The 25136-nt window shown below is 67.6% G+C and carries 23 protein-coding genes and 1 pseudogene; 10 read left to right on the top strand and 14 right to left on the bottom strand.

The genetic code is table 11. The features are described from left to right. Positions 1–7 precede the first annotated feature (7 nt). Positions 8–565 (top strand): hypothetical protein, encoded by a 558-nt coding sequence (locus tag ACQP12_RS22715; RefSeq protein WP_433281847.1) that lies wholly within the window; start codon positions 8–10, stop codon positions 563–565. A gap of 622 nt (positions 566–1187) precedes the next feature. On the opposite strand, the gene ACQP12_RS22710 is transcribed toward ACQP12_RS22715, so the two are convergent. The 5 genes from ACQP12_RS22710 to amcA form a co-directional block, all read right to left on the bottom strand. Beyond that, complete coding sequence (locus ACQP12_RS22710) at positions 1188–1979, bottom strand: phosphotransferase family protein (protein WP_433281845.1); 792 nt, start codon at positions 1977–1979, stop codon at positions 1188–1190. 15 nt (positions 1980–1994) lie between these two features. Then, positions 1995–2372, bottom strand: coding sequence for a hypothetical protein (locus ACQP12_RS22705; RefSeq protein ID WP_433281843.1), 378 nt, complete (start codon positions 2370–2372; stop codon positions 1995–1997). A 278-nt stretch (positions 2373–2650) separates the two neighbouring features. After that, positions 2651–2983: a hypothetical protein gene (locus ACQP12_RS22700; RefSeq protein ID WP_433281841.1), complete on the bottom strand. Its 333-nt coding sequence runs from the start codon at positions 2981–2983 to the stop codon at positions 2651–2653. Further along, complete coding sequence (locus ACQP12_RS22695; protein ID WP_433281840.1) at positions 2983–3258, bottom strand: NAD-dependent epimerase/dehydratase family protein; 276 nt, start codon at positions 3256–3258, stop codon at positions 2983–2985. Before ACQP12_RS22695 ends, ACQP12_RS22700 begins: the two co-directional genes overlap by 1 nt. Continuing rightward, positions 3255–3437, bottom strand: a complete 183-nt coding sequence (gene amcA, locus ACQP12_RS22690; protein WP_433281838.1) for a multiple cyclophane-containing RiPP AmcA — start codon at positions 3435–3437, stop codon at positions 3255–3257. The genes ACQP12_RS22695 and amcA overlap by 4 nt, the downstream gene beginning before the upstream one ends. Before the next feature lie 445 nt (positions 3438–3882). On the opposite strand from amcA, the gene ACQP12_RS22685 reads away from it, so the two are divergent. Beyond that, positions 3883–5217 (top strand): helix-turn-helix domain-containing protein, encoded by a 1335-nt coding sequence (locus tag ACQP12_RS22685; protein ID WP_433281836.1) that lies wholly within the window; start codon positions 3883–3885, stop codon positions 5215–5217. Here ACQP12_RS22685 and ACQP12_RS22680 read toward each other — a convergent pair. Continuing rightward, on the bottom strand, positions 5214–5870 hold the full coding sequence (locus tag ACQP12_RS22680) for an HAD family hydrolase (protein ID WP_433281834.1): 657 nt from the start codon (positions 5868–5870) through the stop codon (positions 5214–5216). The genes ACQP12_RS22685 and ACQP12_RS22680 overlap by 4 nt on opposite strands. A gap of 589 nt (positions 5871–6459) precedes the next feature. Here ACQP12_RS22680 and ACQP12_RS22675 point away from each other — a divergent pair. The 3 genes from ACQP12_RS22675 to ACQP12_RS22665 all read left to right on the top strand — a co-directional run bounded on the left by ACQP12_RS22675 (position 6460) and on the right by ACQP12_RS22665 (position 11349). Beyond that, positions 6460–7161 (top strand): hypothetical protein, encoded by a 702-nt coding sequence (locus ACQP12_RS22675; protein WP_433281832.1) that lies wholly within the window; start codon positions 6460–6462, stop codon positions 7159–7161. After that, positions 7158–9236, top strand: coding sequence for a hypothetical protein (locus ACQP12_RS22670; RefSeq protein WP_433281830.1), 2079 nt, complete (start codon positions 7158–7160; stop codon positions 9234–9236). Before ACQP12_RS22675 ends, ACQP12_RS22670 begins: the two co-directional genes overlap by 4 nt. 67 nt (positions 9237–9303) lie before the next feature. After that, positions 9304–11349: a hypothetical protein gene (locus ACQP12_RS22665; protein ID WP_433281828.1), complete on the top strand. Its 2046-nt coding sequence runs from the start codon at positions 9304–9306 to the stop codon at positions 11347–11349. A gap of 321 nt (positions 11350–11670) precedes the next feature. On the opposite strand, the gene ACQP12_RS22660 is transcribed toward ACQP12_RS22665, so the two are convergent. From ACQP12_RS22660 to ACQP12_RS22645, 4 genes are all read right to left on the bottom strand, one after another. Further along, positions 11671–12999, bottom strand: a complete 1329-nt coding sequence (locus ACQP12_RS22660) for a Shedu anti-phage system protein SduA domain-containing protein (protein WP_433281826.1) — start codon at positions 12997–12999, stop codon at positions 11671–11673. 527 nt (positions 13000–13526) lie between these two features. After that, entirely contained in the window at positions 13527–13724 is a 198-nt protein-coding gene (locus tag ACQP12_RS22655) for a hypothetical protein (protein WP_433281824.1), read from the bottom strand. Positions 13725–13854: 130 nt separating this feature from the next. Beyond that, entirely contained in the window at positions 13855–15303 is a 1449-nt protein-coding gene (gene ltrA, locus ACQP12_RS22650; RefSeq protein ID WP_433281822.1) for a group II intron reverse transcriptase/maturase, read from the bottom strand. Positions 15304–16021: 718 nt separating this feature from the next. Further along, positions 16022–16219, bottom strand: a complete 198-nt coding sequence (locus tag ACQP12_RS22645) for a hypothetical protein (RefSeq protein ID WP_433281820.1) — start codon at positions 16217–16219, stop codon at positions 16022–16024. A gap of 513 nt (positions 16220–16732) precedes the next feature. Here ACQP12_RS22645 and ACQP12_RS22640 point away from each other — a divergent pair. Together ACQP12_RS22640 and ACQP12_RS22635 are read left to right on the top strand one after the other, a co-directional pair. Then, positions 16733–17146: a hypothetical protein gene (locus tag ACQP12_RS22640; RefSeq protein ID WP_433281818.1), complete on the top strand. Its 414-nt coding sequence runs from the start codon at positions 16733–16735 to the stop codon at positions 17144–17146. Between the two features lie 492 nt (positions 17147–17638). Next, positions 17639–18331, top strand: coding sequence for a class I SAM-dependent methyltransferase (locus ACQP12_RS22635; protein WP_433281815.1), 693 nt, complete (start codon positions 17639–17641; stop codon positions 18329–18331). 671 nt (positions 18332–19002) lie between these two features. Here ACQP12_RS22635 and ACQP12_RS22630 read toward each other — a convergent pair. The 3 genes and pseudogenes from ACQP12_RS22630 to ACQP12_RS22620 all read right to left on the bottom strand — a co-directional run. Next, on the bottom strand, positions 19003–19770 hold the full coding sequence (locus ACQP12_RS22630; RefSeq protein WP_433281813.1) for an SMI1/KNR4 family protein: 768 nt from the start codon (positions 19768–19770) through the stop codon (positions 19003–19005). A gap of 423 nt (positions 19771–20193) precedes the next feature. Further along, positions 20194–20757 (bottom strand): endonuclease/exonuclease/phosphatase family protein, encoded by a 564-nt coding sequence (locus ACQP12_RS22625; RefSeq protein WP_433289381.1) that lies wholly within the window; start codon positions 20755–20757, stop codon positions 20194–20196. Between the two features lie 122 nt (positions 20758–20879). Then, positions 20880–21128: pseudogene (locus tag ACQP12_RS22620) on the bottom strand (endonuclease/exonuclease/phosphatase family protein); the annotation flags it as partial. A gap of 283 nt (positions 21129–21411) precedes the next feature. Between ACQP12_RS22620 and ACQP12_RS22615 the strand changes: the two are divergent. Then, complete coding sequence (locus ACQP12_RS22615) at positions 21412–22080, top strand: HNH endonuclease family protein (RefSeq protein WP_433281811.1); 669 nt, start codon at positions 21412–21414, stop codon at positions 22078–22080. A gap of 148 nt (positions 22081–22228) precedes the next feature. Here the strand turns inward: ACQP12_RS22615 and ACQP12_RS22610 are convergent, their stop codons facing one another. Further along, positions 22229–23179, bottom strand: a complete 951-nt coding sequence (locus ACQP12_RS22610; protein ID WP_433281810.1) for a DUF6745 domain-containing protein — start codon at positions 23177–23179, stop codon at positions 22229–22231. Between the two features lie 166 nt (positions 23180–23345). On the opposite strand from ACQP12_RS22610, the gene ACQP12_RS22605 reads away from it, so the two are divergent. Continuing rightward, complete coding sequence (locus tag ACQP12_RS22605; protein WP_433281808.1) at positions 23346–23657, top strand: hypothetical protein; 312 nt, start codon at positions 23346–23348, stop codon at positions 23655–23657. A gap of 78 nt (positions 23658–23735) precedes the next feature. Continuing rightward, positions 23736–24959 carry a low temperature requirement protein A gene (locus tag ACQP12_RS22600; protein WP_433281806.1) on the top strand — a complete coding sequence of 408 codons (1224 nt, stop codon included), beginning with the start codon at positions 23736–23738 and terminating at the stop codon, positions 24957–24959. The last annotated feature ends 177 nt before the right edge of the window (positions 24960–25136 follow it).

The raw sequence follows: 25136 nt of genomic DNA, 5'->3' as shown, positions 1-25136 counted from the left end.
GGATACCGTGGCGACCCTTCAGCGCGAAGTGACGATCCGGCGAAGTGACAAGCTTCCGTTCGTCTTCATGGCCATGCTGACCGGTGCGGCGTGCTACGCCGCCATAGCAGCACCCCTGACACTGAAACTGGCTACGGTGCCGATCCTCCTCACCATGGACTTCGTGGCGTTCCTCGGCGGTCCGGCCGCATACCTGACAATTACGCCGACCCACGTGATCGTGGCGAATCCACTTGTCAGGCACGCGGTGCCGCGATCGCTCACCGACGGCATCCAGTCGTGGACGAGACCCAACATCGAGCTGCGGATCCACGGACAGTCGCCGATCAGCCTCCGAGCCGTTGTTCCTGGTCTTGCCGGGCCTTCCCCGGTGACGGTCGCCGAACATGAGAGACGGATGAGGCGTGTGCTCGAGGCGTTGGATTCCGTGCCGGCATCCAACGGGGTCCAGGAGCAAGTTCGGTCGCAGCGCCGCCTCGCTCATTTTGTCGCGTTGGGTGTGCTTGTCGTGGCGCTCATCTGTGGCCTGTTCATCCTTGGCACCCATCGCGGTCTGATCACCTGATCTGTCCTTTTAGCTCTGCGGATTTGAGCAGGTGAGCGAAACCGACCGCCGGCCGTCCGACTCCTTCGGGCGGCCGGCGGTCGGGACCGGCATCATGTGCACGACCGATCGCCGCTGTACATCACATGCCGCAAGCGATTTGGTACGGATGCTGGCGGACGTCGTTGGTGCCGAGGCCCACGAGTATCAGGGTGGCCGAGAGGACCGCCAGGGGAGCGGGGTGGAGCAGCCGGGTGCATTGAACGGCGATCAACCTCACCCCAATGGCACCGAACAGCGGTCAACGGCACCCGCGTTCGAGTGCGGCTCTGTGCTTTGGCAGGTCAGAGTCGGTGCAGCGTCCTGCTTCACACCGAAGAGGTCACTGGTTCGATCCCAGTATCGCCCACCATGAATATATGCAGGTAGGAAGCCCGTTACCGGAATCACCGGTAACGGGCTTCCCCGCTGTTGCCCCTAAAATTGGGAGCAGATTGGGAGCAGGCGGTTCGGCTTAGGTGTCCGACCGCCGTCGGCCGCCCGGCGGGTACTGGTTACGTGCCCGACCGCGCCCGCCGGCTGATCGTGAAGCCGCAGGTACCGCGACCGGCACCCGCGTCACGACTTGGCGGCCCGCTACGTCTCAGCGGCGTGAATGATGGCCGTCGGTCCGGTGGGCCGCCCACTCGCCGGTCCACATCGCAAGGTCGTGTACCCAGCCCTCGGTGCTCTGCCGGGACTTCGCCGACCACTTCGATGCGTTCCTGGACGCGAAGTGGTCCAGGACCTCGCGGTCAGTCGCCGTCCATGCGGGAAACTGCGACAGCCATTCTTCTGCCTGTTCGGCGTTGTGGCCGGCGCCGATCAGCCACTGGACGAGCAACGCGAGTTCGACCCATGGTGCGGCCTTGGTCGCCCACGCCCAATCGACGACCCGTAGGCCGTGTGTGGTCACGATCAGGTTGGCCGGGTTGAGGTCGGAGTGGATGAGTGTCTCGCCGTCCATCGCCGGGTGCGCGAACCCGAGCCGGGCTGTCGCGGTGAACCATGGCTCGCCCGGCGCGGGAGTCTCCTGAAGTGCCTTCAGCGTGACGGCGAGCAGGTCGAGATCCGCGTTGTCGGGTGACAGGTCGGGGTGGGGACCGGCAAGATGCTCGGTGCCCACCACCAGCCAGCCATCGGACTCGAAGTGCCACAGAACTGCGGGTGGGTGCCGGTCGATGGCCCGGGTTGCCGCCAGCTCGTAGCGCAGTGACCGAACGTTCAACTCTCCCAAGGCCGCCTTGACGAAGACCGGTCCGGCGGGCCCGGTGACCGTCGAGGCGATCTGCGCGTGGTTGCCACTGGGAGCCGGGGTTACGGCGAAGGCTCCGCCGATCCGTTCGGCGATCCCTGTCGTGACACTCTCAGGCAGGGCGGTCCAGTCGCTACGCATCGGTTCTCTTCTCTGCTACTTGCCGGGCTGAGGCGGGTTCGGCGGGCAGCAGGACTCGGCCTCACCACCCCAGAATTCCATGTCGACCCGGTAGCCGGTGTCGTGCAGCGCCGCGAGGGTGTAGGTGATGGCGGTGCCGTCCTGCATGGCCTCGGTCAGGATCGGCCGGTGGTGTACGTAGTGGCCCGCGATCTCCTTGCAGGCGGCGGTGTAGGGCTCCCTGATCTGGAGGGCGGCGTGCCACACGGCGTCGACCGGCCGGGTCGGCACGATCCGGTAGGACTCCCCAGTTGGCAGGAGCATCCCGAAGTCGGGCTGGTCCACACGGTCGGCGTACGCCTTCAGGAAGACGAGGAACTGCCCGACCGCACGCTCGGCGTAGGTCTGGGTCACCTCCTGCCTGAGCGACGTAGCGGGCGATCTTGTCGAACACCTCGGCCGAGACGAGGGTGCGAGGGTCTACGGCGGCCGTCGTGACCGGCCTGTCTGCAGTGATACTCAAGACTCCTCCTTGGTTCGGTGCGGGTCAGCGAGGAAGGCGCGGCTTCGCGTCACCTTCGAAGCGGAGTTGCGTCCCTGCATGTCTTGCGTCAGCGATCACGGGTGCGCGGGTGGCTCGCGGCAAGGTCGGTGCGGAGGCGCCCTCGCCCTCGGCAGGCGACAGCACATGGTCACCGGCCCTCCAGGAGTGACCTTCGAAACGGCCCCCAGGCCACGAAGCGCTCGAACATCTCGCGCGGGCTCGGCCCGTCGTGCGGGTTCAGCTGGAAGAGGTCGCGCATCGCTTCGTACATCAAGCCGCTGAGGTAGATCGAGAGGGCGGGGAGAGCGGACTCGTACTCAACTTTCAGTAGGAGACGCGCCTCGGCGCAGGGCCAGGGCCGGCCACACGAGCGGCACGCCCACATCGGCCGCAGCGGGGTATGCGGGGGTGCTGTCTCCGTCCTGTAGCTCGGCCGGTTCGGCTTAGGTCCGGCGCTGGGGATGGGCAGCTTGGACGTCATCACCAACGGCCTCCATTCGCGCCCCACTTCTGCCCAGAATGAAGTTGCCCACCCGGCCCGGCTGCGCGATCGAAGGCAGCGCAGTGGGCCCCTTCCCACAGGCAGCGGCGCTGACGGCGCGCACCTTCGGCGGTCTCACCAGCGGCCAATCGGATGCGCGGGGTTGATTGGAATCGAGCGTCGAGGTCGACCACCTCCACACCGCGGAGCGCGTCGGCCAAATGTGAGCCGATGAATCCGGCAGCGCCGGTCACCACCAGCACCCGGGCCGTCATCGCTGCCCGCCCATTACGGTCCGCTGCGCGAACACCCACTGCCACACGTACGTGAGTAAGGGCGGGTCGGACGGCGAAACCGTCGCCCGGCCGGTAGCCGCCCGCACCGAGACGGGAATCGAGGGGTGTGGGGTGCCCGTGGTGCTGGCGAGGGCGTGCCGCGAGACGTACACGGTCATGACGCCACCGCTCGACGAACCTGGCCCCTCGGCTGCCAGTCCTCGCGGACCCGCCGGAACCCCGGCGGGTCCGCGATCGCGAGGCGGCGGCTGGGAGCATCCCGCCGGTCACCCGCCCGCGCAGCCCTGATGGCGGTACGCGGACGGGGAGTCACCCTCACGTACGCGCAGCCGGCCGCTGCCACAGTCGGCCGAGCAAACTCCCTGGCCGCCTTGTCAGACTCGATGAATCTGTCCACCATGAATCCCCTGGCGTCGATGACAATGGGTCGGTGAGCTGGCCCGCCGCTCGGCAGCGGTCTTCGATGCTCGTCAACAGCGAACCGTCCACAGGGGCCGAGCGGTACCGTCCACTACCCGTCCGCTCGCAACCAGGTAGTGACGGACCGTAGCGGAGGTCGCTAGCGTCGGCTGCGGTCGACAGGTAACGCGCGGAGGTGCTCAGATGACCGGACGGCGCCATCCCCCCAACCGGCGGCTAGCGTGGGAGAGACTCCAGCGGGGCTGGTCGTACGAGGAGGTCGCCGAGCGCATCCGCGCGGGGATGAGCCATGCCGGAGAAACCGATACCGGCCTCAACGCCAACACCGTGCGGCGATGGGAAACCGGTGAACGTTGGCCCGATCCCCGCTACCGCAAGCACCTGGTCGCCATCTTCGACAAGCCAGCGAGCCAGCTCGGCCTCCTCACCCCGAATGAGCTGGCCATGTGCCCGCAGGCGGAGACACTGCACGAGTTCAGGAGGTTGTGGGACATGCTCACCGGAGACGAGAACGAAGCCGGCTGGGACCGGGCAGCCGTCCTGCGCGCACTGTTCGGCGCCAGCATGCTGCCCCTCGTCGCGCCGCTGCTGTCACTGGACCCGCAGGCAGCGCACACCGACACGAAGACCATCGACCCGGACGCGTACACCGAGATCGTTCGCTGCCAGCGGGCCCTGTATTGGACCAGCCCGGCTCGGCCGCTCTACGAGGCTGCCTACGCCCACACCCAGCTCGGCACCGGACTCGTCCGAGCAGCGAGCGGCACCAGCCGCACAACGCTTGGCGCCGCCCTTGCCGAATCCGCGCTCCTCACCGCCCGGCTGGCGTTCTTCGACCTCAACCAGCCCGCCATCGCCCAGCGCTGCTACGACGTCGCCCTCGCGGCCACCCGGGAAGCCGGCGACCACGCCTTGGCCGCCGCCGTCCTCGGCCACATGGCCTTCATCCCCGCCTTCAGCAACGACCCCGCCGCCGCCCGCCCACTGGTCGACGCGGCGCTGCAGCACACCTGGCATGGCGTCAGCCAGGCCGTCCGGTCCTGGCTGCACTGCGTCGCCTCGGAAGTCGAAGCCCGGGCCGGCGCCGGAGCAGCCAGCCGCCACCAGATCGACCTCGCCGCAACCGCGATCGAGGCCAACCCCACCCCGCCGGAATGGCTCGACTTCTACAACGCAGGCCGGCTGCACTCCTTCGCCGGCTACGCGGCCCTCGCGGCCGACGACCACCCCGAAGCCACCAGGCAGCTCACCGCGGCCCTCGCCGGCCTAACCACCACCGCGGCCAAGCAGCGCAGCGTCATCCTCGCCGACCTCGCCTCCGCGCACCGCGGCGACGGAGACCACGCCGCCGACTACCTCAACCAGGCGATGGATGCCCTACACAAGGACTGGTACGGCACCGGCCTCGATCGAGTCAGGGCAGTCCGGCCCGTACTCGGCGACAGCCGGCACGGCAGGCAGCTCGACGAACGCATCGCCGCACTCGCCGCCAGCCGAGCCGCCCTGCCTGGCAGCTAGGCCGCCGACTCGTTGTGCTTGCGCACCAGCTCGGGCAGCTCAGTCAGCGAGTCGAGCCGGAACAGGCAGCGCTCGCTGACGGCCTTGTTGTCGAGGATGTGCCCCCACGGGCCGCGCCGTACCAGCGCGGTCGCGATCCCCGCCTCCTGCGCGGGCCGGATGTCGTTGTCCAGCCGGTCACCGACGTACAGCACCTGACCGGCCGGGCAGCCCGCCTCCGCCACAACGCGGTCGAAGAACGCCGCCGACGGCTTCTCCACACCCCAACCGTCCGACGTGCCGATCACGTCCACCGGCAGGTCCAAGGCGCGCAGGATCGTCTCGGCCCGTGCGGTCTGGTTACCAGCCAGGCCGACCTGCACACCCAGCTCACGCAGCGTGGCCAGGCACGGCCGGGCATCCGGGTACAGGTTCTCCTCGGAGAAGTGCTCCGGCTGGCCGACCGCTGCTCGGCGCTCCCGCTCCTCGGCCAGGTCGAACCCGGGCCGGAAAACCTGGAACGTCTGCCGGTAGTCCAGGCCGCGAGCAATCACCGCCCCGAAGACCGCCGAGAAGGTGTGCCGCGGTACGCCCAGCCAGTCCGCCCAGGTCCCGTACTCTTGAGACTCGTCGACGATCGTCTCGCCCACGTCGAAGAACACGCTCGCGATCACAGTTCGATTGTGCCTTGCCAGCTTCCGGCAGGATCGTTGCCCCTACGGTCGCCCATCGCACAGGAAGACGGAGGCGACAGAACCCGATGGGCCGACCCGGCGAAGTTGCTCGCGCGGTACGTCGAGATCCGCGAAGTCGACTTCACTCGCTGCGATGGCCATCATCGTTGCCGCAGCCCTGCTGCGCCTGAAGGCTGCCCTTGGCCCTGTCAAGTCCTGACCTGGGATCCCATCAAGCGGCTTCTTATCCACACAACTCTTCGGGCATGGGGGCGCTGAGGCGCTTGAGCTGTGGAAATGTTGCCCAGGGAACCCTCGGTGGATTGACGCCACTCCTGGCGGCTCGCCCCACACAACCACACCGATGCCGACGTTCCTGGCACCTGGCGAGACAGAACCCGCCGAAACCACGAAGCGCCAACGGCGCACCAACGTCCCGCATAGTGGACAAGCCCGAAACATGCTGGGAAGCGGAGGTGCAAGTTCGCTCGTTGTCGGACCCCTGGCTCGGGCACGTTCTGCCGCCTCGGTCTTCATGACGTGTGGTGGTCGATTGCTTCCGAAGGGTTGTTGACCATAGGCTTCCCGAGTGGACGACGGGGATGAGGGCGATCGTTTCGCGGACGCTATTCGCATTTTGCTTCTCATCGCCGCAGTGGCGGAGGAACTCGATCCGGCTGCTGCGGCGTCGGCGCCCCGCGGTGCCGTTGCCGTTCTGTACGCGGAGGGGCGCCTGCAAAAGCTTGACTTCTGGCTGCGGAATCCCGACTACCTCGCCGACGAGCTGCTGAACGACTACGAGCGGTGCCTGACCGATGTGGAGGAACGGGCTCACGCGCCGATTCTGCTCGATCTAGCGGGCGAGATCCTCGACTCGGATGAGCCCGAGGTTTGCTCGATCCCCATGGTCCGGTATCTGTTCGGGGCGTTCGAGTCCTTGGACCGAACTCTCTCGGTCTTGGTAGCGCCACGGCTGCTGGTCGTCACTCAGCGTCGTACCGCTCATCGAGTCTTGCAGGACAACTACTACCTGACCGAACGGGGCCGCGAGGTTGCCGCACAGGCAACTGCCCAGTTCCCGGAGTTGCGCTGGTACACCGAGCGGGCTCTGCTGGTTAAGGCGTTGGCGGATGGCAGCGGGCACTCGGCTTTGGCGCTGCGCCGCCGGCAGTACCTTCAGCGTGATTACGCCGAGACACCTCTCAAGGAAGTCATCCCGTCGATCGCGGCTCGTGCCCGCGCTCGGCTCGCTCAGCTTCGTGCCGCCGACGTCGAGGAGCCCGTCGCATGACACCGAAGATGGCCATTCCGCAGGATAGTGACCTGTACGCGGCGATCGCCGCGAAAGTTGCCGGTGTCGATGCGAGGCGGATCCGGCAGGTCCTTGACTCGTACGGGGTGGCACTGGCCAGCCCGTTGCCGGCGCGCCGTGAGTTACGGGTGCGCCGGCTGTACTGCGAGGGAGAGAAGACGGGGACCACGGACAACGACGGGCCGTTCACTGTCGATATGTCGCTCGGTGATGGGCCCTGGGTGCTGGCGAGCAAGGTGAACTCCGCCGGTAAGTCCACCCTGTTGTGGGCGCTGAGTTGGGCGTTGCGCGGTGAGAGCGTTGACGAGTTCCGGCGCCCGGAGACGGCCGGGTGGTTGACGTATGTGCGGGCTGACCTGCACGTCGGCGGTGTGCCGGTGTCCGTGCGGCTTGAGTTCCTCCGACCTGGCCAGCCTTCGGCGACGCTACTCACGGCCGATACCGTTGATCAGCTTCTCGCGCTGGACGGCCGCGACGTTGACGGGGCTGGCGTACGTGCGGTTGCTACCGCCGCGCCGCCCGACGTCAAGGGGCTGATTGAACGATTGATGCTCGACCGTCTTGGGCTGCGGCCGATCTCGGTGTGGGCGGCCGAGCCCGGCGCCCCCAAGGACGAAGCCGGTCAGCGAGACAGCGCGGAACAGTTCCATTCCTGGGCCAGCTTCTACTACGCGATCGCTCTCAACGCCGGGCACGACAAGGTCCTTCTCGGCCCGACGGCGTTCGGCCAGTTACCTGCCAAGCTGCTGCAGATCTTCCTGGACGTGCCGTACGTCCCAGAACTGACCCACCTGATGTCCGCCCAAAAGCGGGAGGACCAGGAGGATCGACGCGTCAAGCGGCGCGCCGAGGAGGACGCCGAGGCGCGCCGTACGCAGATTCAGCCGCTGCGGGAGGCGCTGGCGGCGGCGAAGTCGCGGTTGGCAGACCTGCAGTCACGTCAGCCCGACCTAACCGGACTGCTAACCGCAGCCGATGCCGCAGCACGGAAAATGGCCGAACGCCAAGCGATCCATCTCGATCTCCAGCAACGCTTCGGCGCCGCTCGCCGTATCCGGCTTCAAGACGAACGTGCAGCTCGTCGCGCACGGCAGAGCGCCGCTGCGCGGCTGCTACTCGGGGCGCTGGATCCCGAGGCGTGCCCACGATGCGACCACGAGATCGACGAACCGCGGCGGGCGGCGGAGGAGTCAGACCACCGGTGCGCCGTCTGCAGCAACCCGCTGCCTGCCCATGAGGAGGACCCGAACGCTCAAGCAATGCTCCTGCAACGCCATGCCGAGCAGGAAGCCGCGTCACGACGAGCGGAAGCCGCGGCGAAGAAGGCCGCGGACGAGGCCGCCGAGCGCTTCGGCGAAAGCCGGGACCGGCACGAACAGTTGCAGGCGAAACTGGCGGCCATTCGATCGGACACCGCACAGCAGGACCTCGTTGCCGCCCAACGCGAGTGCTACCAGCTCGAAGGCGCTCTCGCCATAGCCGCCGGTGGCGGCGACGCAGTCCCGGCCGTTGTCGGCTCGTACCTGGCGACGCAGGAGCCACGCCAGGATTCAGCGCTCGACGTGGAGTCCGACATCCTGGCGAGCGCAATAGCCGTGCTGCAGGAAACCGTCCGCAACCACAGCAGGGCACTGTTCGCCGACCTCAACAATAAGATCGTGTTGGTTGCGCGCAGCTTGGGCGTCACCAACCTGACCAGCGTCGATCTAGACACCGCAGGCCGCGTCAACGCACGCAAATCCGGGGTGAAATGCGCATTCAAGGACTTCAGCCCGGGCGAACGGCTGCGGATGCGGATCGCCACGATCATCGGCATGATTACTGTCGGGCACGATCACGGCATCATGTCGCACCCGGGACTGTTGCTCATCGACGCGCCTACGGCCGAAGAGGTCGTCCCCGGCGACGCCCGCGTTGTGCTGCAGGCATTGCACGAGATGGCCAACCGCGTTGCCGGAGTACAGATCGTTCTCACGTCCACCGAGGATGTGCTGTGGGATATCTTCCCGCCGGATCGGATCATCACCGGTCCCGACGCGCGGCAGCTGTTCTGAGTGCGGGCTGCCGCAGCTGCTGCGCCGACGGGCGAAGGCGTGATCGACTTGTCGAGGGAGGTGGGCGGTGCCGGGGATCGAGGTTCGCTTGGCAGACTGGGCTCGCCAGGCGACGCTTGCCGAGCGGCGCGCCGGACCAACGATCGAGGCGCTCGGCGGCCTGCACCCTGACGAGGCCCGTCAGCTAGCCACCGGGCCTTTCCTGGTGTATCTCGTGCAAGCCGCCGTGCATCAGCAGCGGACTGGCTCAGACGACGCTCAACCCCTTCGTGCGGCGGTCCTCACCGGGTTGCGCGAGCAGCAGCGGCACTCGGCCTTCGCCAGCGCAACCGATGTCCTCGCCCGTCACCCCGACTTTGCTCGCGCCCTCGGCACCGGGCTACCACGCGCCTTGCTCGCCCGCCTCACCGCGATAAACGACGCGGGCGACGAGCCGGCCCCCGCCCTGATAGCGGCAGAAGCAGCCGATTGCCTGGCCCGGCTAACCCTGGCCGGAGTCACCCGGGCCGCCCAACTGCTCGGCGCACTCGACGAGGCTACGGAGGATGTCGCCGCCCTTCCCGAGCCGTTCGCCGCGCGGCTCCCCCGGTTGCTCGGTCTTCTCGAGGCCCACCATCCGGGAACCGGCCTGCGTGAGGCGCTCGAACGGCTGCTACCGCTCGAGCACACCTGCAGCGACGCGGCGTTCGAACTCGCCCTCACCGACTTACAGGACGCGCTGCAAGCGTCCGATGCTGAGACCATGAGGGTCCGCCTGATCCGCGTCCGGCGGCGCTTGTCGGAACTGCTCGCGCAAACCTCCGAACGCCTGGACGCGCGGATCTATCACGACGCCATCGACGCCGTGCTGACCCTGGCCGCGCCCGACGCCACGACCCGCATACCCGCCTTGGCGGCGATGCTACACACGACCCTGCAGAAGTACCGGGCTTGGCGGCACAACACCCATCGGCCCGCGTGGTCGCGTTCGCGCTGTGACGACATGGCGGCCTGGGCCGAGCTCACCGCCATCCTCGACGCCGCAGCCCGCCACATCGGCGACGACGACCCGTGGTACGACGATGGTCAAGCCATCCTCACGACCTTGCTCACCGCCTACGGCGCCGACCGAACCGTGAGGGTCGTCAAGGAAGGAACTACCGCCGGCGTCGTCGAGGTCCTAGTCGCGCCCGCGATCGAGGATGTCTTTCTACGCAACGAGAACCGGATCCGCTTCCTCGAACACGCAGTCGACAACGACCCGCTTCTGCGCGCCGAGCCCTCGGCCGTCCGGTTGCTCGGCTCGCTGCGCGACCGCACACGATCACCGGCCGTGCCTGACCGACATCCCGGCGGTGGTCCGGGAAAAGTGCGACGCTGGCCGCTGGTCGCCGAGACCGTCACTCCAGCGGAATTTGCCCAGCTGACTGAGACGGCGCCGGAGCCGGTCCTGGACCGCTTGGAACTTGCGCTACGCACCCACGAGGACACCCACGCGGCAGCGATGGATCCGAAACTCGGTCGGCTTATGGACCGGCTCGTGGGCCAGCTCCGACAAAGCCCCGACTGGATCCCGGACATCGCAGATCCCTTCCACGCGCTGCTCAATACCACGGTCCGGTACGCGTTCCTCTGCTACGACATCGGCCGTAAGATGGGCGGCTCCTACACGGAATATCTGCGCCTAAGGGATCCTTCGCGAAAGAAGCAGAAGGTCGACGAGGCTCTCTTCCACCAGCACTTCTACGAGGTGCTCTGCGTTTCCTCCCTGTTTCGCATCATCGATGCGGAGGTCATAGAACACGCTGGCGGACGTGTTGACATCCGTGCCTCATTTGGCCCCGTGCGGTTCAACGTGGAATGCAAAATCGAGGAACAGGACGCGAGCGAAGCCGCCCTGCGCCACTACGCCGCTCAGGCGACGGAGTATCAGAACACCAATGCCGCGTTCGCGATCCTTCTCGTGCTGGACAAGACCGAGCACGCCGAGGGAACCGTAAATCTTTTCGAGAGCATCTGGATTGAGCAGGTCCAGCGCAACGGCGAGTCAACACCATGCCAAGTGGTGACTGTCCGAGTACCGGGTGGTCGAGACGATCCATCGTCGTTGCGTGCGCCTGGCCTCCGGTTGTAGAACGCGTTCGAATCGGCCATAACTGACTGACGATTGTGCAGCAAGGCGCCTCTTCGAGGGCTCGACGCCCTCGTCGCACATGCTGCGCTGCCGCAAGCACTCCGTCGCCGGTGCCCGTCTGCCCTCTCGTTGCTGTGCGGGTTCAATCCCCGAAACCAGGTAGAGCAGCGCGATGGCGGCGGCGAGCACACCGAATAGTAGGAGCGCATCGCCTTCTCCGGGAGGTAGAGGCTGGAGCCTGGCACCGCACCGGCACCGGCACCGGCACCGGCACCGGCACCGGCACCGGAGAGCAGCGAGGTCAGAGCGCGAACAGAGCGGCTACTCGAGGCTGTCCTCCTCGAGACGCAGCGCACGCTCGGCACCGTCAAGCAGGTCAGCGTAGGTGAGGACCTGGATGCGCGAGAGATGGGCGTTGTAGGAGCGGATCGTCTGTTCGATCCGGGTACGGCTGACGGTCGCGGCACGGTCCGGATGGCCGATGACCACGGTCGCACGGCTGCGTCTGAAGTCGTAGGCAGGGCGCCCTTCGTTTTGCCGCAGCGTCTGTAACGTCGCGCCGGTTTCGTCCAGCGAGCGCAGGTAGTTGAGGCATTGGCTGACTGCCTCGTGTACCTCGTCAGCCACGATCAGGCTGCCGCGATGCTCACGAACCAGCCGGCCGGCGGGGCCTTTGAGTTCGACTATGTGCAGGCTGCCGTCCGCGCTGACTAGGGGGATGTCGTACTGATCGAGCGGCACGATGCTGCGCTGCGCCACCCCGATGTACTGCCCGCCGAACAGCCAGTAGTTTCTGCCGATGGCAGCTTGCATCGCCGACTCAGTGGTTGCCGGTTCGAGCGCCAGGCGTTGAAGCTTGGCGACTACGTCACGTCGTCGCTGGATGACCGAAGCCTCTGCCGCTGATAGACCCTGCGGCGTAGAGGTGATGCCCGACAGGATGTCCTCGATGTCGGCACGGTTAGCCAGCGTCTTTCCGAAGGCTGTCGCGTCGTCGTCGGCCGCGCGAATCTGCTGAATACGTTCGGCGGCCGCGCGAGAGAAGTGCTCGAAACCTAAAGCGTCGTCCGGCTCGGCGACGGTGAAGTCAGGCGGCGGTGCCGTGACAACGAACCACACCGCGTCGTACAGGCCGTCCTTGACGATCCTGCCGAGGAACGTGCGAATTTGTTCCTGATAGGACGTGGCGCCGGTACCGGCGGCCGGGTCCGAGGAGGGGCGTAGGCGGGCCGAGACCGAGTTGTCCTCCACGATCATGACCAAGCCGACGAACGGCTTCACCTCCTGCACCTGCGGCAGGCGATATGTTCGAGCGAGTTCGGTCGCCGCACCGACGATCTCCTCCTGCCGATTGCGCATGTTGTTCCCGAAGGAGGTGCCGGTCATGGCCTTGACTTCGATCGCCGCGATCGGCAGTTCGTCGTCGACGACCAGCAGATCCCAGCGTCGGTTGCCCATTCCGTATCCGCCGGGAAGCTTCGGTGCCTGGTGCGGGCGAATCGCGTTCCGGTCGACACCATGCCCCACCAGCATGTCCGTCAACAGCTCCGTGATCGCGTCACGGCGCGGCATCAGTCGGCGCTCGGTAGCGGCGGCCTGGCGGTCCTGCCAAAACGCGTGTATTGCGTGCGTCGCCGGATCGTCCGTCACATGCTCCTCTTTCGTTTCGGGGTTATGCCGTCGGCGGTACACCGCAGTTTCTTGTGCCCCAGCAATCAGGCAACCAGTAAAGCGCAACTCAAAGGGTGCCAGAGACGGCGGTACGGCAGTACCTCTCGCCTGCCGCCGATGCTATGCCGCCGTGTCCTCGTCAGCGCGCCCGTAGACGGTCGCGGCGGACAGGTGCACTTGGGCCGGGTAGGGGTTCGGGAACGGTGGGGGCGTCTGGGGCGTGCAGGAACCCGATCGCGCTGGACAGGGCGGGGGCACTGCCCGGCCCCAGGCTGGTATCACGGTCGCAGCGCCTGGCCTTGCCCGCGTCGGCACCCACGACCGCCCGCAACGCTTTCGATCGATGCAGACGGCACCATCGTCGTGCGTTGCACCACGACTTCGTACGACGTAGTGAAGGCGCGAACCGGGACGTCTAGGTGCGCTCGTGAATCGATCTCGATGACGTAGACGCGCCTGAGTTGTAGGCAGGTATACCAATAATTGTCATTCCGTGGCGCCGCGCCTCACTCGACGCCAGCTGCCGGCGGGGGAGTGCCGCGGTCCTGCTCCCGCCACTGGCCGGCGGTGTCGGCGCGCAGCAGGCGATCAACCATCTCCAGCGCCGGTGGCTCCGAGTCGAACTCCCAGCGCAGCACCTTTCCGGACTCCGTGTCCCCGGCCCGGGCCATCACCGTCCAGCGTGTCTCGCGGACCAGCCACACGTCGCGCCGGGTGAGGCGCCCCCAGTGAGGTCGGGCCGAAGTGCGGTGCCGGGCTTTCGTCCGGTGCGTTTCTTCGGCCCGCCTCCCGAACCGGACGTGCAACTCTCGCTGCATCCGGCTCTCCACGGACTCACGTCGGCTGGGTCAGGCGACTTGTCGGGGGTGTCCAGGGGTTGGTGATCACGCTGCGGCGTCGGTACCGGGAAACGGTGACCGAGGCCGGGTTGAACAGGGTGAGCTGTCCGTCGGTGATCGTCCATCCGCCGGCCATGAAGCGCCGTCGGAGTTGCTTCCACGTCAGGCCCTTGTGTCGTTTGCGGATCCAGATCGCTGTCCGGCGCCAGGTGAAGGCGCCGAGGTAGCTGAAGGTCCGTTTCGACACCCCGTGCTTGAAGTAGTTGCTCCACCCGCGTAGTACGCCGTTGACGCGTTCCAGCAGGGCGGTCAGGTCGGCTTGTGCTGAGCTGTGGGTGAGCGTGCGGACCTTGTCCTTGATCGCGGTGACCGCTTTCTTGGACGGGTATGTGTATACGCAGCGCCGACCCGTGCCTCGTTTCCGGTGCCGCTGGATGCGGAACCCGAGGAAGTCGAAGCCCTCGTCGATGTGGACCACCATGGTCTTCGGCGGAGACAGGCGCAGGCCCATCCCGGCGAGGACCACCGCCACCTCGTCGCGTAGCTGTTCGGCGTCACGCCGTTCGCCGTGTACGAGGATGACGAAGTCGTCTGCGTAGCGAACGAGCCGCCAGTTCGGCTGGCCGTGCCGGCGGCGTTTCGCGCGCAGACCCTTCGTTGACATCGCCGTCTGCCAGGTGTGCTGGGCGAAGTCGTCCAGCACGGACAGGGCGATGTTGGCCAACAGCGGAGACAGGATGCCTCCTTGCGGCGTCCCGGTGTGCGTTTCCTCGCGGGAGCCGGTCTCGGTGAGGATCCCGGCCTTGAGGAACGCTTTCACCAGGCTCAGCATGCGCTTGTCCCCGACGCGTCGGCGCACCCGCGCCATCAGCGCGGCGTGGTCGATCGAGTCGAAGCACGCCTCGATGTCAGCTTCCAAGATCCACTCATATGATTTGGATGTCAGAAGATGGATGTCGGCGATCGCGTCCTGAGCGCGTCGGCGGGGCCGGAAACCGAACGAGCACGGATGGAAGTCCGCCTCGAAGATCGGCTCCAGCACCAGCTTCAGCGACGCCTGCACGACCCGGTCCGCGACGGTCGGGATCCCCAACCGGCGCTTCTTGAGGCTGCCCGGCTTCGGGATCAACCGCTCCCGCACCGGAAGCGGCCGAAACTCACCCGACCGTACCGCCTCCCGGATCATGCCCATGAAGGGTTCCGCACCGACCAGCGCCTGAAGGTGATGGGCGGTCAAGCCGTCCACACCAGCGCTGCGCGAGCCGGTGTTACTCCGCACCCGATCCCACGCCACCATCAGGAACGCGGGATCGGTGACAAGGTTGAACAGATCATCAAACCGGCGAGACCGATCCTCGCCTGCCCATCGATGCAGCTTGGTCTGAATCTCCAGTACCCGCCGCCACGCCTCATCGAGACTCGGCCACGGCGCGCCGGTATTCACCAGCGACCTCCTGGCATGACAATCCCTCCCTGCGAGCCCGCTGCCCGCCTTCGCCATGCAGACGGCTTTCCCGCCCTCGGACTACTACGCGGACTCCGCCCCATCGAGGTGCCCCGGCAGGACAACGTGCCCTCCCATCTCCGCCACGCTGGCCGCGTCGCGGTGGGTCCGCACCCGATGGTTCCCACGTTCACCACCGATCGATCGACGGAGGAGGTGCCCGACTTTGCCCCTGCGGCCTGCTGCGGGTACGCCGTAGACCTTCCCCGCGACCACCACGACGAGGGGATCGACCCCGCCGTGGAGCCCACCCGGACGGCGCTAGCCCGGATGGTTCGTCCGCGATCCCGGCCCATATCCGCCAGATTTGAGCCGGTGGTGGAATTAAGAGGCGTTACACGTCGGTTCCTCACGTACACCTTTCCGTCTCGCTTGCCGAACCTGGGCCGTCTGGCAGTACCAACCCATCCCGGCGTTGTCGAGGCCGCTTCCCACCCTCCCGCGCGTTCCCGCGGTCAGGCTGCCTCCAGCTTCACGCCCACTGCTACGACAGCAGACGGGTGAAGGTCTTCCACCTCCACTCGACCGATAGCGCCTCGTGGCGCACGACCCCGTTCCACCACCGCCGTACCACTTCCTGCACCCCGCGATCGTGCATACGTTCGATCAGGTAGGCGGCTCGGATGGCGAGCGTGTCTCGCGCTCCCGTAGCGGAGGCTTACTCGCAGCGGTCCTCCGCGCCTCGGCCGTAGGGCTCGCAGCAGTCCGGGCGGTGCCGATACACCCGAAGATCACGCCCGCCCCGGCGGGCGAACTCCGGCGTGATCTCGTACAGGCAGGCCTGCCACACGACCGTCTCGCCGCCGCCGGCCGCCACCTGGCCGTCACCCGGCCCGCCGCGCAGCATCACCTCCACCTTTCCGACGGTAGGTGATCGGCGAGGGCCGGGCCCGAGCTCGACCGATCACCCCCGCCGCCTGTGGCCCACCGAGAATCAGAGGGTCCCCGCAGCGTGAGCTTCACTCTGCGGGGACCGGATGTCGGTGGCCTGCTGCCGGGGCTGCTCCACCTGCACGTGGCCGTGGCCAGCAGCGTCAGGGGTGACCTCGCCGACGTGTTGAGGTTCGCCGGCGCCGCCACAGTTCGACATGCTGCCCTCACCGTTTCAGCCCAAGCTCTGACAGCGGTGGAGGCTGCCGGGCACGATGGCTCCGCCTATCGGGCATGGCGCGCACATCAGCGTGCGCGAGCGAGGGCCCGCCCCCACAAGACCCTCGGGTTCATGACAGCATCCGAAAACTCGCCGAGCTCCCTGCGCACACCCCTTGAACCCACCATGGTGCGAGGAGGTTGCATCCCTGACACTACATCTTGCGGCAGGCGACGCGGTTACCCACAACATCGGCCAATGTCTACTAAGATCCGGTGCATGACCGCCGTCGTGAACGCCCGCCTAAAGCCGTCACGCACACGCCGTGGAAGGACCTACGACTTCCAACTCGACGCTCTGCCCGGCACCCTCACCGTGAATGAGCTGCCAGACGGCCGGCCAGGCGAGATCTTCCTCAAGGCCGCGAAGCAGGGATCGACCCTCGCCGGCCTGTGCGAGTCTCTGTCGATCACCACCTCGCTTGCCCTGCAGTACGGCACACCCGTCTTCGACGTGGTTTGCCGCATGATCAACGTCTGCTTCGAGCCATCCGGGCTGACTGGTGACCCTGAAGTCCCCGTGGCGTCATCGCTCTCCGACTACATAGCCCGCCGCCTGGCGGTGGACTACCTATCACCTGGCCAACTTGCGCAACTTGGCCTCCTGCCGCCCATCGAGACGACCGTGCGATAGTCCCGCCCAGGCCCTAGCCGGCAACCCGCGGCCCTGCTGCGTATCGGGATGATCGCCGGGCCTTGTCCGGGGCTGTGCACGCTGTTACGCGCACTGCGGAATTCCGCTCTTAGGGATCAAGGCGGCCCGCAAAGCGGGCCGCGCCGGCCCGGCCCCGGCCTGCTGGCGACCTCCGGCCGGCATCGGCCGGGCCGGCCGGCCACGCTGACGGGACGACCGGGACCTATAAGACCTCGGGGCTCCGCCCCGACCCCCGGCCCTCCTCGGAGATCGGCCGGGCGGATCACCTCACCGGGCACCACGAGGGCTACCAGCCTCCCCGGACGGGGCCAAGGTGGTTCGGCTGGTGAGGCGCTCCACCTTGTCCCCGTCCGGGGAGGCTGGACGGTCTACGACTGCCCGACGAGGAGATCCGCCCTTCAGCAGCGCCGAAGGCCAACACAGCCCGCTACGGGGGCCACTTGGGCCACGACTATCTGTCAAGGTGGCGCTATGAGTGTGCTGAGGTCCGCTTCTGACGCCTGGAACGAGGAGTACGGACGGGGCCGGTACGTCGATGAAGCGCCCGTCGCGTTCGTTGACGACATCCTTCTGACCGCCGCCAAGGAGGGCATCACCGAAGGCCTGTATGTCGGCTGCGGCAACGGCCGGAATCTCCTCCCGCTGGTCGATGGCGGCATTGACGTTCTCGGCCTGGACGTCTCCGACGAGGCGGTCCACCAGCTCGCGCAACGCCGCCCCGACCGCGCGGATCGACTCTGGCATGGCGACTTGGACTCCCTGCCCGCCGGCCACACCTGGCCCCTCGTCATCGGAATTCAGGTGTTCCAGCACGGCAACCGCGAGCAGGCGCACCGGCACGTGCGGGCCGCACAGCAGCGAGTCGAACCGGGCGGCCTGTTGTGTGTGCGAGTCAACGCCACCGGCACCGACGTGTGGCCGGCGCACGAGATCACGGAGCAGCACCCGGACGGAGGATTCACAGCGCGGTACACCGCCGGACCGAAGAACGACCTGAGCATCCACTTCTTCAGTGCCGACGAACTGCACCAGCTGTTCGAGGGATGGCTCGCGCTGCTTCCCATCAGAGCTCACAGCACCGAGCGCACACCACCCGCCCCCGGACAGTGGACCCAGTGGGAAGCAATCTGGCGACGGCCGATCCAGCACCCGTCGCGCACGTGAGCTCCGACGCCGTCGAGCACCCGGCGTGCCATTAGCGTGCCATTGGACGAGGACGACAGGGGCAGGCGAGACCACGAGAGACTGCCGCGACCAAGCCGCCGAGCCGGTGGCCTGCGGGAGATCGACAATTCCCAAGCTAACGCTCGGTAAGGAGCGCTGGCCGGAGCTCACACCTCGGCCTGATCACTTCTGCCACCGCGTGGCCAGTACCTAATGAGACCGAGTGCCAATGACGCGAAGGCCAAGGCCATCAGTGTCCAGCCAGCCGCGGGTCCGAGGATGCCGGTCAGTCGACCGAAGTACCCCGCCGCCAGCAACACGAGGCATAGCCCACCGCAGAGGAAGTACATGCCGGCGTCGACTGGTCGGCTCCACCTCCTCCGCACAAGAGCCGACATGCGGCGCGTCAGCAGCAAATGAACACCGCGACCGGCTGAGACCAGGCCGGCGACGCCCAACAACACGTTCCACCAGTCTTGAAGGCCCATAGATCGTCCTCTACCCGGAGGGCTAGGTTGGCAACCACTCGCAGCCTTCCGCCGTGCCCCTTGCGTGCCCGATGACGCGGGAGCCGAGGGTCAACGGCGGTCAGCTCCTGCACATGGCCGCCGGCACGGCGACGCAGGCCAGGCAGCCTAGTGGCCCACGACTCGCGGCTGTATCCACACTTCCTAACGTATGCCAGCCCGGACCGCCGCTGACAGCCCAGCGGTCCGCATCTGGTCCGCAAGAGGGCCACGGATGGCAGGGGAGTGGTGAGAGATGTTGAGAAGCATTCCCGCTGGTAAAAGCCCATCTGGGCTGCTCGCCGGGCCGCCCGTCTTGATCTCGTAATGCGGCGCTCGCCGCCGCAGCCACTCGGTCGGCTCCTTCCGCACGAAGAGGTCAATGGGTCCATGGCAAAAGTTCGGCGGGGACTGGGCGAGGCCGGGGTCGGCCGCCAGGATGACGGTCGGTTCGAACGGCCAGCCCTTCGCGCCGAGCTCCTTCTCGAACAGGAAGCGCAGGAAGCTCCAGAGGTTGGAGGCCGCCACGTAGGTGATCTCGTCCGGTTCGGAGATGGCTTCGACGAAAGCGACGTGCCCGGCGAGCGATCCCTGGGTCACCAGCATGTAGAAGTTCCCGAAGCCGTCGCTGGCTATCGGGAGCCAGCCGAGCTGCCGCCATCCGGGATGTTCGGCGGCGCGAGAGGCGATGTCGAGGAAGTCGGTACCCGGGCGGTGTCCAAAGAGCCGACCTGGACCGATTGCGGCGCCCTTGCAGGTCCGTAGCCAGGCGGTTAGCTCCTCGGGAAGATCGCTGCCGAGCCGGATGGCGAGATCCTCCAACTCTCGATGGCTGGCACCGCCAGGGAGCGGCCTTGTCGGGTCGCGAGGCAGACGTGGCAGCAAGTGGCGGACTCGGACCTGGTCGCCGTCTTCTTCTGCTGGCCCGACCACGGCCGCAGCCTACTGACGTGCTGGTGTCGCAGTCGAGCTGCTTGCTGAACGGACAGCAACCGCCGGTCGCGGTGACAGCAACGAATGACAGCAACGGACCTGGACGGACCGACGCAGCAGCGAACGGACAGAGCGACGCGACCAGTAGTTGCCGAACCTCCCACACACAGCTGGACAGAGCGACCCAGGCTACGGATCAGATGCTCACGGGTGGGGGCAGCCCGCACGCTCGTCGGCTGTAGCGAAACGCCTTCTGCACGTGCCCACAGTCGTCATCTCACCGTGGCCCGCCGCGGTCCATTGGGCGTCTGCTCCAGCGACATATCTCAGTTTCTTCGTGCCGCTTCTCCTTACCGGGCGACGAAACACTTGGGGGAGACCGACCCGATGACTGGCCGACCCTGGCCCGATCGCCCCTTTGCGCTACGGGCTGGTGAATCGAGCGATGACAGGGGCGTGATCCGGCACGATGACCGCTTCCCGGCTGCGGGTGGAGGCGCCGATGGAGGTGATGTCGTCAACGAGCGAGTCGATGCCGACCAGCCGTAGTTGGAGGTCGCGGGTGGCGAGGATGTGGTCGATGAGTTCCCCTCGGCCTTGGTAGATGCGGGAGTAGGCCCGGGCTGGCGGTAGGCGTCGGCCGAGGTTGTACAGCCGGACCGCGTCGCCCTTGTCCGGGCGGTTGACGTCCCCGTCCGCGGGGCCTTCAAGCAGCACCGTGGTGACGGCGTCTGGTCCGTCGTTGAGGTCGCCGCACAGGATCGTCGGCATGCCCGGCTGCCCGGCTGCCCGTCGACGGCGGCCGCGGCAAGGACCTCGTTGAGGTGCACGCGCAGCGCGACGGCCTCGGCGGCGCGGCGCAGCAGGGCGTAGCCGACGCCGCGGGCGCGTTCGTCTTCGGTGCGGGGGTAGCGCCGCCCGCCGGGGTAGGTGAGCAGCTTGCTCTTGAGATGAGCGGTCAGCAGCCGCAACCCGGGGCCGCCGCAGTCGACGTGCACCTGGACCGCCCCGCGACCCAGGTGCGTGAGGGTCCCCCCGTCAACGTCGGGGACCGCCGGCAGCCCCGCCTGCGGCAGCGCGACGATCTGCGCTTCCTCGGTGAGGGCGTGGCGGGCGAGGACAGCCACGCGGATGCCACGGCCGTCCGGATGGGCGGACACCACCGCCTGCCAGGGCTCGCCGAGGGCTGCCCGGAGGTCCTCGGCCGCTGTCAGGGAGCCGATCTCCTGGAGGGCGACCACGTCCGCGCCGGTGCCGGAGACGAGTCCGGCGAGATAGGCGAGCTTCGCGGCGTACGTTTCCGCCGCCGACGTGTCGCCAGCCTCGGGTCGGAACAGGTTCTCCACGTTCCACGTCATGACGATCAGGTCGTTGGCCACCGTCGCTCCCAGCGTGTGCTACCAGCCTGAGAGTCGCACTTTAAGACGCCGCTGCAGCCGCGATTGGCCGTTCCGTCGCCATGCCGACACGCACCAACCCGCCAGCAGTAACAGACACGCCTGCCCGGCCACGGGGGCGGCGCAGGGAGGCTGGTCCGGGCCAGTATTCGCAGAAGCCTCTTTCCCTCTTCACAAAGGCGACCTTCGATGGACATGCTCGGCCGAGATGGTCGCTGTTCATCGCGCTGCCGAGGAGGCCTTCATGCCAGTCACCCGACAGTCCCCCCGAACCTCACTACGGCGAGCCTCTACCGCCGTAGCTACCGTGGCCCTCGCCGGCACCTACCTACTCGCCGTCGACGCTGCGCCAGCGCTGGCGACGCCTCCCGGCATCCCGTCCAAGGCGACCGCCCAGTCGCAGCTCAACGCCCTCACCGTCAAAACTGAAGGCTCGACGAGCGGGTACTCCCGGGACCTGTTCCCCCACTGGATCACCATCAGCGGCACCTGCAACACCCGCGAGACCGTCCTCAAGCGCGACGGCACCTCCGTCACCGACAGCAGCTGCGCCGCCGTGTCGGGCCGCTGGTACAGCCCATACGACGGCGCGACCTGGACGGCTGCCTCCGACGTCGACATCGACCACGTCGTGCCCCTCGCCGAGGCATGGCGCTCAGGTGCCAACGGATGGACCACCAGCCGGCGCCAGAGCTTCGCCAACGACCTGAGCCACCCGCAGTTGATCGCTGTCACCGACAACGTCAACCAGGCCAAGGGCGACCAGGACCCGTCCACCTGGCAGCCGCCGCTGTCGTCCTACCGGTGCACCTACAGCAAGATGTGGATCACCGTGAAGTACACCTGGGGGCTGAGCCTGCAGTCGGCCGAGAAATCCGCCCTGCAGAGCATGCTCAACACCTGCGCCTCCTGACCCCGCCCGCGGCTGATCCAGCAGCCGTGCGCGACGTGACGCGGGCGGCCAAGCCCGGTGCGCGGGCCTGGCCGCCCCGTCGTCCCCGCACGTCCCCGGTCAGCAGAGATATCGGGGCGAGAGCGGCTCGCCCGTCTGTGACCGCTGGTCACGGTGGCGGAAGGATCTTGCCGTCGCGGGCCCACGTCTGGCTGCCGTCGAGCCAGACGACCGCCGGCTCGCCCTCGCCGTGCAACTGGCCCTGCCCATTGACCCGCAGGGACGTGGGGTGCTCGCTTATGACCGCGACGTCGGCGAACGGCCACCACGGCCCTGCGGCCAGCGCCAGCTCCCTGCATCCTTCCCAGGCGGGATCGGGAGTGGTTTCGAGTAGCTGCTGGTAGGTGTCGATGGTGGCGAGGAGGAGCCAGTCGGGGTAGAGGTTCCAGGCTGGTTCGAAGAACCAGTCGCGCGGGTTCAGGCAGTAGCGGACGACGGCGTGTCCTTCGTCGTCCTGGTCGACGATGCTGCTCTCGGTGTCCCAGAACCTGGCGGGCAGCAGGGTGTAGCTCGCGGTGATGTCGCGGTCGATGCTCGCCCAGATCGGCGCATGCACGAGGTCGTACACCTGCCGCACCGCGTGCAGCACGGGTGCGAGGGCGGCGCCTTCGGGTTCGGTGACCGGGTTGCAGCGGTAGGGGTACTCCATGAGGTCGTAGCGGGCTTCGACGCCGTCGTAGCGCTGTTCGCCGTAGTAGCCCGTCCACTCCATGAACTGGTGGAAGTCCCCGTGGGCGGTGAACCGGTCGAGTTCGCTGGTCTGCTCCCAGATCGGCGCCCGCGCGGCGGCGAGGGAGCGGTTGAGGTTGTCGCGCCGCACCGACGTGACCAGCGACGGGTGTCCGTCGCCGATGACGCGGTGCAGCTGTTCCATGGCGGCGGGGGGAGAGGGGCACCAGAGGAATCGGGAGGGTTCGGGGTGCCCTGCCGCCTGGTAGGCCAGACGGACGGCGGCCTCGGCGCGCGCGTGGTCGGCGGGTGCGCAGGACAGCGCCGCCTGTGTCCACCTGTCGGCGACGGCTTGTGCTTGTGCGGACATCGGGGTGGTGGGTGGCTTCATGATTTCCTCCGATGAGGATCGTGTGGACTGGTTGATATCGACGGTGGGCTATCGGTTCAAGTCGTGAGCGCCCGCATTGTTCGGGTCAGGCTCGGCCGGCCGCTGTGCACCTACGCTGGCGGCTTCCGGCGGTCCGCCCCCTGGCCAAGCAGCGCTGCCCAGCGCGGTGTTCCTGGCCCCCGATGGCAACCTGCTGACCGGCCAGCGAGCCTGGCAGGACGCCGCCACGCAACCGGACCGGTTCATCCCGGCACCCCGCCGATCCCCCGAACAGCAGCTGACCGTCGCCGCGGGCGCGGTAGGGGTGCTCGGGCACACCCCGCACCGCCGGGAGGCCGCGTTCCTGCGCCGGATCTCGCTAGTGATGGGGCAGCGCAACGCGCTGTTCTGGGACCTGCCCGCCGCCGACGCCTTCGCAGCCGCGCCAGCCAGGACGGGCGATGACGGCGGCGGAACAAGTCGCCCGCCGCATCCATGAGACGTACGAGGGCCTCGCCTCCTAGGTGAAACCGGCGAATCGCCGCCCAGCAGGGAGTGGTCCGGCGAGCATGGGCGGGTGGGGCGAACATCGGAGTCGGCGCAGGCACAGGACATCCTGCGCGGTGAGGAGGAGTCCCGGCAGGCCAACTTCCTGGAGTTGTTCTTCGACCTGGTGCTGGTTTTCGCCCTGATCGGCGTGGTCAGCCGGGTGGTGCCGGACCTGCTCTCCGACGACGTGCGGCTGCGCTGGCTGTCGCTGCTGTACACGGTCGTGCTGGCCCTGCCGCTGCTGTGGCTGTGGACAACCACCGCGTACATCACCAGCCGGTTCAGTCCACGCAGCGGGCGTATTCAGGTGCTGGTCCTCGTCAGCGCGTTCGGCCTGCTGATCATGTCGACGTCCCTGCCGTACGCGTTCGTCGCGCACGGCGGCACCTTCGCCGTGCCATACGTGTTGCTTCAGGTCGGACGCCCGTTGCTGCTCCGGCCGCTGCTGAGGGAGCACCGGGCGATAAGGGCCCTCTACACTCGCGTGGCCGTCTGGTTCACCGCCTCCGGCGTCGTCTGGCTCGCCGGGGCGGTAACCGAGGGGCCCTACCGGGTCGCCCTGTGGTCAGTGGCCATCACCATGGACCTGGTCGCGGCCCGGTTCAACTGGCCGATACCTGGCAAACGCCGATGGCCCACCAGCCCGTGGGCAATGGCCAGCACCCGGCACCTGCCCGAGCGGTACCAGCAACTGTTGCTGATCGCGCTCGGCGAGACGGTGGTGTCCATCGGCCTCACCTACACCCACCACCACCACAGCTCCCTCGCGGAAACCACGGCCCTGGTGATCACATTCCTGTCGTCCGTGCTGCTGTGGCGGATCTACTTCTACCGCGCTGGCCAGGTGCTGGCCGAGGCCGTAGAGATGTCGTCGAACCGGGCGGCACTCGGCCGACGTATCGGCGCCGCCCACGTGCTCATGGTGCTCGGCATCGTCTTCATCGCAGCGGGCTCGGAAGACGTGCTGGCCCACCCAGGCGGGCAAATCAAAGCGGCCTGGCTCGCGGTGATCCTCGGCGGGCCGGCGCTGTTCCTGTTGGGCCGGATCCGGCTGGAACGGTGCGTCTTCGACCGGCTCGCGGTACGGCGACTCGTCGCCATCGGCGTTCTGGCCCTGCTGGCGCCGCCGCTGTACTTCGGCCCGCCACTGCTCGCCGCCTTCGCCGCTGCCGTCGTGCTGCTCGGAGTCGCCCTCGCCGACGCCTGGAAGGCTGCCGGCCGCCCACCAGAGGCTCCATCCCCGGCCGCGTAGGGACGCGTACCGTGAGTGATGGCGGCTGCGCCATCTCTGGGCATCGCGTTCACCGGCCACCCGCCGCGGGTCGACGCGGAACGGCCGAGGCTGTCCGAGGTGCCCTGCCCGTCGGACGCCCGCAGGCCGGGCGGCGTGAACCAGGTGTGGCCGGGAAACCGGCCCGGGTAACTGTCG

It is taken from the genome of Micromonospora sp. CA-244673, from assembly GCF_050948395.1.
GTDB lineage: Bacteria > Actinomycetota > Actinomycetes > Mycobacteriales > Micromonosporaceae > Micromonospora.
Note: the sequence above shows the minus strand (reverse complement) of the source record. Positions and strands in the feature narration are given on the sequence as shown.

Coding starts and splice junctions, on each gene's coding strand:
- ACQP12_RS22695 (WP_433281840.1), bottom strand. CDS start 3,258: ATGACGGCCCGGGTGCTGGTGGTGACCGGCGCTGCCGGATTCATCGGC.
- ACQP12_RS22615 (WP_433281811.1), top strand. CDS start 21,412: ATGCCAGTCACCCGACAGTCCCCCCGAACCTCACTACGGCGAGCCTCT.
- ACQP12_RS22710 (WP_433281845.1), bottom strand. CDS start 1,979: ATGCGTAGCGACTGGACCGCCCTGCCTGAGAGTGTCACGACAGGGATC.
- ACQP12_RS22635 (WP_433281815.1), top strand. CDS start 17,639: ATGAGTGTGCTGAGGTCCGCTTCTGACGCCTGGAACGAGGAGTACGGA.
- amcA (WP_433281838.1), bottom strand. CDS start 3,437: ATGACCGTGTACGTCTCGCGGCACGCCCTCGCCAGCACCACGGGCACC.
- ACQP12_RS22670 (WP_433281830.1), top strand. CDS start 7,158: ATGACACCGAAGATGGCCATTCCGCAGGATAGTGACCTGTACGCGGCG.
- ACQP12_RS22640 (WP_433281818.1), top strand. CDS start 16,733: ATGACCGCCGTCGTGAACGCCCGCCTAAAGCCGTCACGCACACGCCGT.
- ACQP12_RS22610 (WP_433281810.1), bottom strand. CDS start 23,179: ATGAAGCCACCCACCACCCCGATGTCCGCACAAGCACAAGCCGTCGCC.
- ACQP12_RS22685 (WP_433281836.1), top strand. CDS start 3,883: ATGACCGGACGGCGCCATCCCCCCAACCGGCGGCTAGCGTGGGAGAGA.
- ACQP12_RS22700 (WP_433281841.1), bottom strand. CDS start 2,983: ATGACGTCCAAGCTGCCCATCCCCAGCGCCGGACCTAAGCCGAACCGG.